15 protein-coding genes and 4 tRNA genes are annotated in these 12,437 nt (G+C 43.3%); 7 read left to right on the top strand and 12 right to left on the bottom strand.

Features of this window, described 5'->3' with window-relative positions:
- Window positions 1-582: 582 nt before the first annotated feature.
- The 5 genes from AYJ58_RS09610 to trmB form a co-directional block, all read right to left on the bottom strand.
- On the bottom strand, window positions 583-1,524 hold the full coding sequence (locus AYJ58_RS09610) for a LysR family transcriptional regulator (RefSeq protein ID WP_006082526.1): 942 nt from the start codon (window positions 1,522-1,524) through the stop codon (window positions 583-585).
- Window positions 1,525-1,976: 452 nt separating this feature from the next.
- Window positions 1,977-2,798 (bottom strand): YggN family protein, encoded by an 822-nt coding sequence (locus AYJ58_RS09605; RefSeq protein WP_012587163.1) that lies wholly within the window; start codon window positions 2,796-2,798, stop codon window positions 1,977-1,979.
- 193 nt (window positions 2,799-2,991) lie between these two features.
- On the bottom strand, window positions 2,992-3,906 hold the full coding sequence (gene glsB / locus AYJ58_RS09600; RefSeq protein WP_006085711.1) for a glutaminase B: 915 nt from the start codon (window positions 3,904-3,906) through the stop codon (window positions 2,992-2,994).
- Window positions 3,906-4,232 (bottom strand): YggL family protein, encoded by a 327-nt coding sequence (locus AYJ58_RS09595; RefSeq protein WP_006082529.1) that lies wholly within the window; start codon window positions 4,230-4,232, stop codon window positions 3,906-3,908. Before AYJ58_RS09595 ends, glsB begins: the two co-directional genes overlap by 1 nt.
- A 53-nt stretch (window positions 4,233-4,285) precedes the next feature.
- On the bottom strand, window positions 4,286-5,002 hold the full coding sequence (gene trmB, locus AYJ58_RS09590) for a tRNA (guanosine(46)-N7)-methyltransferase TrmB (RefSeq protein ID WP_012587161.1): 717 nt from the start codon (window positions 5,000-5,002) through the stop codon (window positions 4,286-4,288).
- Window positions 5,003-5,201: 199 nt separating this feature from the next.
- On the opposite strand from trmB, the gene mutY reads away from it, so the two are divergent.
- Window positions 5,202-6,293, top strand: a complete 1,092-nt coding sequence (mutY, locus tag AYJ58_RS09585) for an A/G-specific adenine glycosylase (protein ID WP_106649923.1) — start codon at window positions 5,202-5,204, stop codon at window positions 6,291-6,293.
- A 2-nt stretch (window positions 6,294-6,295) separates the two neighbouring features.
- The gene (locus AYJ58_RS09580) at window positions 6,296-6,574 is read left to right on the top strand and encodes an oxidative damage protection protein (protein WP_006082532.1); all 279 of its coding nucleotides are present in this window, start codon (window positions 6,296-6,298) and stop codon (window positions 6,572-6,574) included.
- A gap of 87 nt (window positions 6,575-6,661) precedes the next feature.
- Here AYJ58_RS09580 and AYJ58_RS09575 read toward each other — a convergent pair whose 3' ends face one another.
- On the bottom strand, window positions 6,662-7,237 hold the full coding sequence (locus AYJ58_RS09575; RefSeq protein ID WP_106649922.1) for a YceI family protein: 576 nt from the start codon (window positions 7,235-7,237) through the stop codon (window positions 6,662-6,664).
- 4 nt (window positions 7,238-7,241) lie between these two features.
- Window positions 7,242-7,793, bottom strand: a complete 552-nt coding sequence (locus AYJ58_RS09570) for a cytochrome b (RefSeq protein ID WP_106649921.1) — start codon at window positions 7,791-7,793, stop codon at window positions 7,242-7,244.
- A gap of 389 nt (window positions 7,794-8,182) precedes the next feature.
- Here AYJ58_RS09570 and AYJ58_RS09565 point away from each other — a divergent pair.
- From AYJ58_RS09565 to AYJ58_RS09545, 4 genes are all read left to right on the top strand, one after another.
- Window positions 8,183-8,258, top strand: a tRNA-Phe gene (locus AYJ58_RS09565).
- A gap of 21 nt (window positions 8,259-8,279) precedes the next feature.
- Window positions 8,280-8,355, top strand: a tRNA-Thr gene (locus AYJ58_RS09560).
- Window positions 8,356-8,923: 568 nt separating this feature from the next.
- Window positions 8,924-8,999: transfer RNA gene (locus AYJ58_RS09550), tRNA-Phe, on the top strand.
- A gap of 7 nt (window positions 9,000-9,006) precedes the next feature.
- A tRNA-Thr gene (locus AYJ58_RS09545) sits at window positions 9,007-9,082 on the top strand.
- A gap of 257 nt (window positions 9,083-9,339) precedes the next feature.
- On the opposite strand, the gene AYJ58_RS09540 is transcribed toward AYJ58_RS09545, so the two are convergent.
- The gene (locus tag AYJ58_RS09540) at window positions 9,340-9,525 is read right to left on the bottom strand and encodes a hypothetical protein (protein WP_106649920.1); all 186 of its coding nucleotides are present in this window, start codon (window positions 9,523-9,525) and stop codon (window positions 9,340-9,342) included.
- 153 nt (window positions 9,526-9,678) lie between these two features.
- Here AYJ58_RS09540 and AYJ58_RS09535 point away from each other — a divergent pair, with 153 nt between their 5' ends.
- On the top strand, window positions 9,679-10,023 hold the full coding sequence (locus AYJ58_RS09535) for a DUF3634 family protein (protein ID WP_106649919.1): 345 nt from the start codon (window positions 9,679-9,681) through the stop codon (window positions 10,021-10,023).
- A 96-nt stretch (window positions 10,024-10,119) separates the two neighbouring features.
- Here the strand turns inward: AYJ58_RS09535 and AYJ58_RS09530 are convergent, their stop codons facing one another.
- The 4 genes from AYJ58_RS09530 to AYJ58_RS09515 form a co-directional block, all read right to left on the bottom strand.
- Window positions 10,120-10,350: a hypothetical protein gene (locus AYJ58_RS09530; protein WP_106649918.1), complete on the bottom strand. Its 231-nt coding sequence runs from the start codon at window positions 10,348-10,350 to the stop codon at window positions 10,120-10,122.
- 263 nt (window positions 10,351-10,613) lie between these two features.
- Window positions 10,614-11,159 (bottom strand): DUF3833 domain-containing protein, encoded by a 546-nt coding sequence (locus tag AYJ58_RS09525; RefSeq protein WP_106649917.1) that lies wholly within the window; start codon window positions 11,157-11,159, stop codon window positions 10,614-10,616.
- Window positions 11,147-11,761: a chalcone isomerase family protein gene (locus AYJ58_RS09520; protein WP_106649916.1), complete on the bottom strand. Its 615-nt coding sequence runs from the start codon at window positions 11,759-11,761 to the stop codon at window positions 11,147-11,149. The genes AYJ58_RS09525 and AYJ58_RS09520 overlap by 13 nt, the downstream gene beginning before the upstream one ends.
- Window positions 11,762-11,845: 84 nt before the next feature.
- Window positions 11,846-12,427: a DUF2878 domain-containing protein gene (locus AYJ58_RS09515; RefSeq protein WP_071938295.1), complete on the bottom strand. Its 582-nt coding sequence runs from the start codon at window positions 12,425-12,427 to the stop codon at window positions 11,846-11,848.
- Window positions 12,428-12,437 lie beyond the last annotated feature (10 nt).

The raw sequence follows: 12,437 nt of genomic DNA, 5'->3' as shown, positions 1-12,437 counted from the left end.
CGCCCAATAAAAAAGCCACTCGAAAGTGGCTTTTTTATTGGTACCATTATCCCGTTAGATAACAGAACCCTTCTCACTGTGGGTCACTATATTTGTTGTATTAATTTATGCTTTAGCACTCGCCTTCACATCACTTAACACACAGTTGCGACTTTAGGGTACAGGGAGACAAAACGCTTGCCCAAGGCTGCACAAACCATCAATAAAAAATTACCTCAGCGATAAGGCTGAGGTAAACCAAAAACTAGGATGATGGTTTAAAGAGCCAACATTGTTTTAGTTCTCAAACTTCTGTTGGCTGTGATCCAAAACTGCATTAATGCCGACCTGTACACAAAAATTGAAAGGGGTCATTTCCAATAAACGTATAGGACTCAGGTCATTCCGAATCAACTGTTACCATTGTATTCAATTAAGAACAGAGTTCAAGGATGTTATAAAAAAGTGCTTTAGAACACCCTAAAAAATCATCAGCAAATGTACTCACCAACTCAACCTAAAGCATTGATTTTAAATGCCAATAAAAGTGCTTGATTAATTTGAAATCACATAGAATTGGTTTTGAGAACAATGTTTCCTATTTTACTGACGTTTACTGAATAATTCGACATAGGGCGCATCCCAATACGGCGGCGTTCCTATGTGATCTTTGATGAACTCGATAAAAGAACTGACCTTAGGTGCTAAGTGCTTACGACGGGGATAAACCGCCTGCAATGGCAGATGGTGGGTCAATTGCCAATCCTTCAGTAAAGGCACTAATGTTCCCTTGGCAATTTCATCTTCCATCAGATAACTTGCAAGATACACAACCCCAAGACCACTGATTGCAGCAGATTTTAATGCTGGCGCGTTATCTACCCTGAAATTGCCCGATACGCCAATTTCACAGTAATCATCACCCTTCTTAAATTGCCACATGCTATGCTCGTGCCACTCGCCTTGATAGACCAAACAATTGTGGTCAACTAACTGCTCAGGTCGAGTTGGTTCGCCATGTTGAGCAATATAGCCTGGAGAAGCAACTAACAGGAATTGGCACTTCATCAGAGGTCTAGCAACCATGCCAAGCGGTAATTGCTCCGACATAGTTAACAATAAATCTAAGCCTTCACTCACTACATCTACTTTATGGTCCAGTAAGCTCACTTGTAGCTCAAGCTCAGGATGTTTTGCCATAAAGGATGGCAGCGCAGGAATGATATGCATCACCCCAAAGGATTGGGAAATCCCCACCTTGAGCACACCGCGGGTCGCATCATTTAAGTTATGCACGCTGGCTATCGCTTGTTCAGCGTCACGCAGCAGTTCTTCACCTTGCAGATACAGCAAATGCCCTGCTTCAGTCAGGCTTAAGCTACGGGTGGTACGTTGGATTAATTGAACACCAAGTCTATGCTCAAGATCGGCGACTTGTGTACTGACCTTAGACTTAGAGATCCCAAGCCTTCTTGCGGCGGCACTAAAACTACCAGCTCTGGCCACATGAGTAAAAATCGCAATAGGTTCTAACAGTTCTAACATGGAAGTCGCCTTAAGCTGTTTACGACAATGATATTAACTTTCGGTGAGTAGCAGTGGTTAGCGTAATCATCGCTTTAAAATAACCATAGCATTGATATCTCGCATTAAAGTGATATAACGCAGAGATTTAGACCGAAAAAGTCCACTAAAGTAGGGTGTTATATCTGACTGATATGCCAGCTTTTAATTATATTTTAAGAGTATACCAAATATTCGTCTTTAGACTGTAACATTCCGAACTAAATCGCTGCAAGCCAAGCCTACAAGCCACATCGACTTAGCCATAAGAGTTTTCGCCTCAATTAAACATTAGCCAACAAAAAAGCCCCTAGGCGATAAATTGACTAGGGGCGTAGCATTCAAATTTGACTCATGCACAAGGAGATAGAAGTTATTGCAGTTAAAACTCAGGGCTATTCACAAAAACTATCAGCAAGGACGATTAACAAGAACTATTCACGCAGTTCCTTGGTTGAGTTTTGTGTCAACGCATAAGGCGCGAGTTCTGGTACCTCTTGGCGTAATTGATTTTCAAGCACTAACAGATTTTCAAATCGGTCGCACAAACGGTCAGCTTTAGCTTCCAGTCCCTTAGATTGACTCTCAATTTGTTGCTCAATATCTTGGCCTAAGTTGTCCATTTTTTTGGAGAAGGCATCCATCTTGGCTTCAAAACTATCACCGTCACCCGACATGATTTGGCCACCTATGGTCATCATAATGGTGCCCACTGAGTTCTGAACAATTTGCTCCATTTCCTGCTCGAATTCGTCGTTAAAGGTGTTCTGAATTGAGTCTTCCGTCGCACCGAGATAGAAGCTATCGCCATGACGGTAGGCCACTGAATCAACGCGCTTTTGGACACCTGCCATCATTTCATCGAATTTAGCACCGGCCGCATCGCCCATTAAAGGGGTTAACGCCATGCTCACCGCTTGGGACGCTAATGCGACGGCCTCGTTCACGACTTCAATCACTTCAGGCACTTGCGTCGACACTTCATCGGCGTATTGAGTCACTAACTTTCTTTGCTTATCGGTTAAGTTTACTTGTTTGCCTTCAACAAATAACTTATCGACTTCGATGCGATACTTTTCGGTGCCCTTCTCGCTCATGACTAATTTTTTAGGCTCAACCATAACGTCATAATTTAAAGAGACTTCACAGCGATCATCGACGTTAGGCTCGGTTTGCGCTTGCGCCAACTGTAGGCCAGATGTCCCTAGAATCACCCCGGATAATGCGAATCCAGTTAATAGCTTATTTAATTTCATGTTGTTCGTCCTTTAATCTGAATAATTCGATAAACCTAAACTACTGAATAGCTTATAGTAGGAGATTAGCAGGAGACGTGCCAACTTTATAACAATATGATTATGTTGAATTTAGGAAAGTTAGCACTAAAAGGTCATTAGCGAAATTCGCTAACTTTTAGTCTGATAGTGCTAATAAAAACGAGAGGTAAAGCTAGAAAATAGATCGGCCAAGACGCTGACTTAAGTGCTCAAGCATGGCAGTGCCAGCAAGCGAATTGCCATTGCCATCGAGTTCTGGCGACCAAACACAAATCGACAGTTCCCCAGGAATAACAGCAATGATGCCGCCACCAACGCCACTTTTACCTGGCATACCAACACGATAGGCAAACTCACCCGCTCCATCGTATAGGCCCGAGGTCGCCAACAGGGCATTAAGCTGCCGAGTTTGCACCTGAGAGATAAGCTCAGTCCCCGTTATGCTTTTGCCGCGATTAGCCAAGTACAACATGGCCTTAGACAAGTCAGCACAATTCATCTTTAAGGCGCAGTAATGAAAATAGGTGCGCAGCACAGTATCAACATCGCCTTGAAAATTACCAAAGGACTTCATCAAATAAGCAATCGCCGCATTGCGCGCACTGTGCTGATATTCTGAGTCGGCCACTTGTTTGTCGAAACTAACCTTATCGTTTTGGCTTAGTTGCCTGACTAACTCGAGCATTCTGTGTTTAGGCGCACCTAAACGACTCTGCAATAAGTCAGCAATCACTAACGCGCCAGCATTGATAAATGGGTTGCGCGGCTTGCCACGTTCTAACTCGACTTGTACTAAAGAGTTGAATGAATGGCCCGAAGGTTCTTTGCCAACTCGGCTCCAAATTTCGGCTTCTTCATATAAAGTTAACGCTAAGGTTAAGCTGAAAACTTTGGAGATACTTTGAATCGAAAACGGCTCAAGGTAATCGCCCGCACCTAAGGTTTCACCATCAACGGTTGTGACGGCAATGCCTAATTTGCCAGCATCAACGCTGGCCAGTGCGGGGATGTAATCTGCAACCTTTCCTTGGCCGAGCAAGGGTCGAACTTTCTCGACCACTTCCTCAAGTAATGCCAACTCGGGCATTAACCCCACCAAATGTCGTACAGTTCGCTAACTTCAACCTGAGAAACTTTTTGGTTCGCCCAGAATGCCTTAACTGCAGCAATATCTTCTTCGGTACATTTGCCGATCGTTTGGGTTGCGATGATGCCTTCCCATTCGATGTGACCGCCGCCATGGAAACCTAACTTACGGGTTTCAATCACTTCATCGATGAATTTATCTACAGTTGCATCGATATCGGCTTCAGATACTGATGCATCAAAAGTCCAAGCCATATCAAAACCTAACTCTTGGAATTCATCAACGCGCATTTTCTTACGTAAACGACGGCTACGATTAGTTGCCATAGTGACTTTCCCCGTTGTGTTAAAAAACTAATTAATCAATTGAAATATCTAGATTAAGCGATACGCTCAAACATCAGATCCCATACACCGTGACCCAATCTATGGCCGCGGGCTTCAAACTTTGTCAGTGGGCGATGATCAGGACGTGGCACCACAGTGCCGTCACTCGACTGGTTTTTATAACCAGGAGCCGCCTGCATCACTTCCAACATATGCTCGCTGTATTCTTCCCAATCGGTTGCCATATGGAACACGCCGCCAATTTTTAGCTTGCGGCGGATCAGTTCAGCAAATTCAGCTTGTACGATACGACGCTTATGATGACGTTTCTTATGCCAAGGATCGGGGAAAAACAATTGCACTCGGGCTAATGAACCGTCGGCAATCGCATGTTCTAATACTTCCATGGCATCATGATGATACACACGTAAATTAGTCACACCCGCGATGGCGGCATCGCTTAAGCAAGAACCGACACCCGGTTTATGCACTTCAATACCAATAAAATTTTGCTCTGGTGCGTCTTTAGCCATTTGCACTAAAGAGGCGCCCATGCCAAAGCCAATTTCCAGCACAGTATCGGCTTCACGGCCAAAAACGTCGCTCAGAACCAATGGCGTTGGGCTGTAATCTAACCCCATTGTTGGCCACTGGCTTTCAATAGCTTGGGCTTGGCCTTTAGTTAAGCGACCTTCTCTTAGGACAAAGCTTCTGATCTTACGCAGATACTTGCCTTCTTCATTAAATTCAGCGGTAGTGACTTCGCTCATTTTTGCCTCGTCTAGTGGACAGCACCATCATAAAAGAAGGGCATTATCCAAAGTTCAACATACAGTGCAAGCACTAATGGGGCGAAAGTATACCAAGATTATTTGAGAGTGCGAATTTAGCTGTGATTTTCGGCTTTTTAGCCCTTATCCACTTGTCTTTGAGCTTGTCTAAGAAGATAACTGCCGCTACACTGCGCCGATGAAATCTACAGCCTCCTTCGCTACACGTATCGTCTCTTGGTACGACAATCACGGTCGTAAAACCCTCCCTTGGCAGCAAGATAAAACCCCATATAGCGTATGGGTTTCTGAAATCATGCTGCAACAAACTCAGGTTGCGACTGTAATTCCCTATTACCTTAAATTTATGGCGCGTTTCCCCAATGTGTTAGCACTTGCTAACGCGCCAGATGATGAGGTGTTGCATCATTGGACTGGCCTTGGGTATTACGCTAGAGCGCGTAATCTGCATAAAGCAGCCAAGATGATCCGCGACAATTATCAGGGATTATTTCCAACGGATTTTGAGCAAGTACTTGCACTGCCTGGCATTGGTCGCTCAACAGCAGGCGCGGTATTGTCACTGTCACTTGGGCAACATCACCCGATCCTCGACGGTAACGTCAAACGCGTGTTAGCAAGACACGGCGCCATAGCAGGTTGGCCGGGGCAAAAAACGGTCGAAGCGCAGCTTTGGCAGCTAACTGACACGTATACGCCGCAGCAAGATATTCAGAAATATAATCAAGCCATGATGGATATCGGCGCCAGTATTTGCACTCGTAGTAAACCTAACTGCGCCGCTTGCCCAGTGGCGATTGATTGCAAAGCTCAGTTGATTGGCAGACAAACCGATTTCCCCGGCAAAAAGCCTAAAAAAACCATACCAACCAAAGCGGCGTGGATGTTAGTGCTAATGCAAGACAATCAAGTGTTTTTAGCTAAACGTCCGCCAGCGGGAATTTGGGGCGGACTTTGGTGTTTCCCTGAGTTTGCCACCCAAGCCGCACTTGAAACCCACCTCGAAGAGCAAGGGTTTGCTGCGCAGCCACTCGAATGGCTAACTGGCTTTAGGCACACGTTTAGCCACTTCCATTTAGATATTCAGCCCATGATGCTTAATTTAGATAACACCCACGGCAATAAAGAGAGCGTGGGCGCTGTCATGGAACAAAACCAGTCTCTCTGGTATAACATAAGTCATCCTTCCAAAGTGGGACTCGCCGCCGCCACCGAGCGCGTGCTAGCCAATTTGGGATCACTCGTTCAATCCGCAGTCAGTAAGGAATAATCATGGCGCGTACAGTCAATTGCGTATATTTAAATAAAGAAGCCGACGGCCTAGACTTTCAACTGTATCCAGGTGATTTAGGTAAGCGCATTTTTGATAACATCAGCAAAGAAGCTTGGGGCCTATGGCAAAAAAAGCAAACCATGCTGATTAACGAAAAGAAACTCAACATGATGAATGTTGATGATCGTAAGTTTCTTGAAGAACAAATGACCTCTTTCCTCTTTGAAGGTAAAGAAGTAGAAATTGAAGGTTTTGTGCCTGAAAAAGACCAAGATTAATTCTTGTCGTTAACTTAACGACAAAGCTTACAAAAAAGCGCCTTTCGGCGCTTTTTGTTTATTCATCTCGTGAAGAATAACTGAGCGTTACTTACGCACGCCTTCAACCACAAGATCTAACTCAACATGGCTTGATGCTGGGCCTAAATCCATTTTGATACCGAAATCTTTCATCGCAAAGGTGGTTGTGCCCGTAAAACCTGCACGATAGCCACCCCAAGGATCTTGACCTTCACCCACGGCATGGGCATTGATCGCTAATGGCTTAGTGACACCATTTAAGGTTAAGTTGCCGTTAATCACTAAGTCGCCATTACCTTTATCTTCAACTGTGGTTGAGGTAAACGTCGCTTGCGCAAACTTACTCGTGTTTAGGAAATCGGCGCTACGAATATGCTTGTCACGCTCGGCGTGGTTTGAATCCACACTAAGCGTATTTACTTTCACATTCACTTTAGCCGCAGTGGGTTTAGCCGCGTCATAGCTAAAGTCACCGCTAAAATCATTAAAGCGACCAACGACATAGCTATAACCTAAGTGACTCACTTTGAAAGTAATAGAGGCATGTGCTCCTTCACGGTCAATGACATAGTCCGCCGCTGAAGCCGCCATCGGAGCCAATAGATATGCACCAATCAGTGCGCTTAACAGTTGCTTTTTCATTGTATTATCCTCGATTAAATTTAATCATTTTGAGTAAAGTTGCGTCTTTATCGATAAAGTGATGCTTTAACGCACCTGCAGCGTGGATTACCACGAGTGCGATTAAGCTATAAGCTGCGTATTGGTGGATATCGCCTGCTATATCAGCTTGGTTTTCAAAAAAAGGTCCAAATCCTGGTAGTTCAAACCAGTCAAACACCATAATTCCACGGCCTTCTGCCGTTGAAATAAGAATGCCGGCACACATGATCACCAGCAGCAATACATAAATAGCTAAATGCGCAATATGAGCAGCCAGCCTCTCCCAAGGCTTATGATTCGCCTCTGGTACGGGCTTAGGATTCACTAAGCGCCACAACAAGCGGAATAACGTCACTGCCAAGAGTAAAATCCCGACGCTCTTATGTAGATGTGGCGCTGTCTTGTACCACGCGCTGTAGTAGGTTAACTCCACCATCCACACACCTACCGCAAACAACCCAATGACGACGATCGCACTCAGCCAATGAGTCACAATTGCGGTTATCCCATAGGCAAACTTACTATTTCGAAACATACTGTAACTCCGTACTCGCGCTTTCTTCATGCCATCCATGAAATAATATTCATTATCATAAGTCTAATTTTAAAAACTAAAATCAGTAAAAATCGCTCATATCTTTCTAAATTTTAGAAAGTAAGCAGGAAACTAGGATTTATGAGCATAAATCTATAGTAAACATCAGTATCCTTCTGACTTGAAAACTACAGTCAACGAATGAAATTGACCTGAATCCGCTGAATAAGAGATAAAAAACAAGCAAGATGCACATTAAACCGCCGAACGAGTTATTTATTGGGAAAAAGCACTTGCAGAGGTGAAACTCCCTAGCTAATATAGCCGCACTTCGAACGAGACGGCTCAGCCAACGAGTTCAAAGTAGTTAACTAACGCTTAGTTTAGTTGCCCGAATAGCTCAGTCGGTAGAGCAGAGGATTGAAAATCCTCGTGTCCCTGGTTCGATTCCGGGTTCGGGCACCATTATTTTGCAGTAATAATTTAGCCGGCATAGCTCAGTTGGTAGAGCAACTGACTTGTAATCAGTAGGTCCCGAGTTCGACTCTTGGTGCCGGCACCATATAAACAACGAAGCCACTCAAACGAGTGGCTTTTTTGTATCTGTTTTTTGTATTTGAAATTTGTATCTGAAATTTGAAGTGTTTAGTACAAAGCGCAACTGACTTACTCTCGATAATACCGGTTGGTTTTGAGACTGACTTTTGGCCCTTCAACTCATGCCAGTTCAACATCATAATTACAGACAAACTTATCTACCAAAATCTGCTGTCGATAAAAGTACCGTGACACTCACTAAACTTCATCATCAGACGATATTGCCCTCCCCTTCGCATACATTGCATGCCTTAAGCGTTAATGTTCTTTCTTAAAACACAGATTAAACGAGTACTGAAATTAACCTTATCAATCCAAAGGAAGCACTAACGTCACTAAAATGCTGAAACTTTCAGCGACTCAATATGAGAAAAGTGGAAGAATCAAATAAATGTTCGATTTTTGTTTAATAGTTAATCAGTCATTTAAAAAGGGCTTGCACAGCCAAAGCGAGCACTATATTATACGCGCACTTCGAACGAACAAGGTCTTTACGACTTAGTTTGAAGTAGTTAACTAACGCTTAGTTAGTTGCCCGAATAGCTCAGTCGGTAGAGCAGAGGATTGAAAATCCTCGTGTCCCTGGTTCGATTCCGGGTTCGGGCACCACAATTTAGCCGGCATAGCTCAGTTGGTAGAGCAACTGACTTGTAATCAGTAGGTCCCGAGTTCGACTCTTGGTGCCGGCACCATATAAACAACGAAACCACTCAAACGAGTGGTTTTTTTGTATCTGAAATTCGAAGTGTTCAGTGCAAAGCACCACTGACTCACGTCAACACCAGCAGCTTGCGTTTTGCTTGGCCTAAAAGTACTCACTAGCGACCCGCACCTTACTCAAGTACTCGATAAATTGCATAAACAGAACATCAATACTCACACAATAAAAAAGCCACTCATTGAGTGACTTTAGGCTCTTATACAAACTATCAGATCAAGCTGCTCGCACTTATTTGATTAGCTCGAGTGGCATAGGCCTATCACCGGCTTGAACTTGATGTTGAACATGGCGCCACCCTTGAGTGAGTTCACTAAGATGTGCTTTTCTCTCGGGAAATTGTGTAGAAAGTTTTTCAATTACATCAATTTGCTTCTTACACAATAATGACCAACGATCTGCATTTGATAAGTACATGGCGTTTTCCTTAACTGAGGGATTACTTTTCCTTCGCCAGTTAAGTCTAGGCTGGATTGATTTTATTGCCAATTCAAAATTGCGTGTTAGCGCACTGTTAAAACAAGTCGCTCAGGAGTATCTTTGTCCTATAAACATAAGATAGGGGGCGTTATGACAGCCAATATTTTCAAACTCATTTTTGTCGCTATTGGTATTTTTCTCGTTTACAAACTCATATTTGGTGGCAAGAAAGGTCTAACTATTTTTGAAATGCATTTTAAAGATGGCCGCATGACTCAGCATAAAGGCAAAATCCCAGAGCGCTTCGAGCGGGAATGCCGCCACATTGCTAAAGCTGAAAAACTGACCTGTACTGTTAGGGCTGAAAAATCAGGAGATGTACGCTTACATATTTCTGCCAACGTGAGTGACAATGTGAAGCAAAGGATCCGTAATGTATTTCCGTTTGAATATTATGACAAAAAATCGATAGATAACAGTCGTCAAGCAGGTTAGCTCTTCGCCCTTTTCCCTAGCAACCTCAATACTTAACCCACAATGCTTGTTGAAGGCTAAGTATTGAGGTTGCAGGACGTCCCTAAAGCACTCTTCTTATTTAAACTTAACCGGGTACCTAGGTTTTAAAAAATCGGATTCTAAACGACCATCTGCCCTCGCATCTCGAATACGGCGTTCATTATCTTGCACCATAGGATCGCTGGCAGGTTGATGAGGGTCAGCTTTTGTTTCAGCTTGTTCCTCAAACACAACGTCAAAGGATGAACAAGCAGTTAACGACAAACTCAACAAGGCACACCATAGAACTAAGTGTTTTTTAATCATTTATCTACACCAACTTAAACTTGGAATAATTAAAATAATAAACAATGAGTTACATATAAGTAACTATCATATTTATCACTTTATGCCGCTAGCAAAAGTGCCTAGCTGACACTTTGGTTTAAGTTAGATACTTTAGTGCAGACAAAAAGTGATTATTAGCCAAGCTATACTGTTTAAGCCAACTTAAGCCTTAATCAACAGAGTGAATCCATGACAAGCAAGCACAAACATAGTTAAGCTAACTTAACTAAAAATTGCTGAGACTATTTTTGAATAACTAAAGTGACTTTAGCCACTGTGATGCCAAACTTAATAATATCACTCTGATTTATAATGGTATTATCATTCACTAAGAACATCCAATCGTCGAAATGCACTTGGTATTCCTCACCATCGACGAGCAATAGCATATCGTATTTCCAACGTAATGCACTACCACTGGATTGACCATCAGCGATGCCAATAATGTCGCCTGCAGTTCCCGAGTATCGCCCTTCGCCGAGTGCTTTAATGCGCCATACTCGGGTTTGACTTTCGCCATCATCATAAACAAACCATTCATGAATGACGCCCTCGTTTCCCTGCCAACTGGCTTCCATAGTGACATTGAATTTGCGGATCACTTTGCCACTAAAATCATGTACTATCCCAGACGCTTTTAATGGCCCATTAAAGAATGATTCCAACACCAGTGTCGGATGAGAATCTTTATAGTCTGTCACTTCCACCGATGAACAACTCGATAAAAGCCCTATCATTATTAGGCCTAACAATAACTTTTGACCGATAAGTCGTGTTAACAATCGCATGGTTTTTCTCCGAGTAATTGCGCCCGTAAACTCGGACGGCTAGTGTCTTCCGATAACCAAATCGCTAAAAATGCCTCAGCAAAATTAGCATCGTGGATAATATCGAGTGGTTGATGATTAAAGAAAAACTGGCTCGTTTGCCCATCCATAACCTTAAAACTTAAATGGTCGCCCTGCTTCACATCAGGCCAAGTGGCGGTTAATAAACTCAACCAACGCTGGATATCATTTTCAGCAAACGCTAGATGCTGCCATTGATCCTTTGTCGCTTCTAACAGATCTTCAGACTCTATATCTCGATAATATTCAATATCTAGCAGCAGAGGATATTGCCCCTGTTGATAACGGCCATTTACCGTCATCAGTCTCGCCTTATACAAACTAAACCACAGCCAATCCATTTCTCCGCGCCCTACTTCCTGAAAAGTCTGCGTCACATCGGCGGCATCATTCAGCTCGATAGTAATGTTTTCAAAATCTGGCGTTTTCGCCTCTAATGCTTTTAGAGGTGCGGTCAATAAACTGAGCGCCAATAAACTTAAGCAGCTTGAATTCAAAAATGAAAAACCAAGATTTGAGCTGCGATTACTAACTGACGACATAGGATCCCCTTTGACTGCATGATGTCTTACAACACCTATTGACTAAAAATGACTTAACCGGACTCAATTCCTAGATTTCAATAATTAACGTCCAAACACAGTAAAAGAGCGAGCCTTAGTGCTTCGATTAAATCCATAGGGATTAGCAAGTTGGATTAAAAATGGCAGCAAGACTAGCCAAACAAAAAATAACACCACAGCAGAAATGACATTGCCGTAGGGCAAAGTCACCGCATTAAACTGCGCGCCCGCGACATAGCTTAACGTGCCAAATATTCCTCCGAGTAACGCCTGCAATATCAGCGGTAAGGGTCGCATAAACGCTAAGCTATGATTTAAACTCAAGCCAAAGTGCAGCCATAAACAGCCAAGCCACCAAGGGAAGGCAGCAAACTCGAACAGGCCTAAAACCGACAGCACAGTGTCAATGCCGATCCCTAGGGCGGCAACCTTGAGAATTAATCGTAAATCCACTTGGCGATATTGGCCCTTACCCGACGAGGACAACAGGATAAAGTGAAGCAATAATAAAGGTATAGTTAGCAGCAGTGACAAGTTAAGCCAAAGCACACTTGACCACCACACAGCCTGAAAACTCAGGGCGTTATAGAGAATAAAACCCTGATGTTTAGGCAGATGCCGAGAGTTAGCTAACATTGACTTCATCTTTGCCTCA

This window comes from Shewanella sp. Pdp11 (assembly GCF_002838165.1).
GTDB classification, from domain to species: Bacteria; Pseudomonadota; Gammaproteobacteria; order Enterobacterales; family Shewanellaceae; genus Shewanella; species Shewanella hafniensis.
Note: the sequence above shows the minus strand (reverse complement) of the source record. Positions and strands in the feature narration are given on the sequence as shown.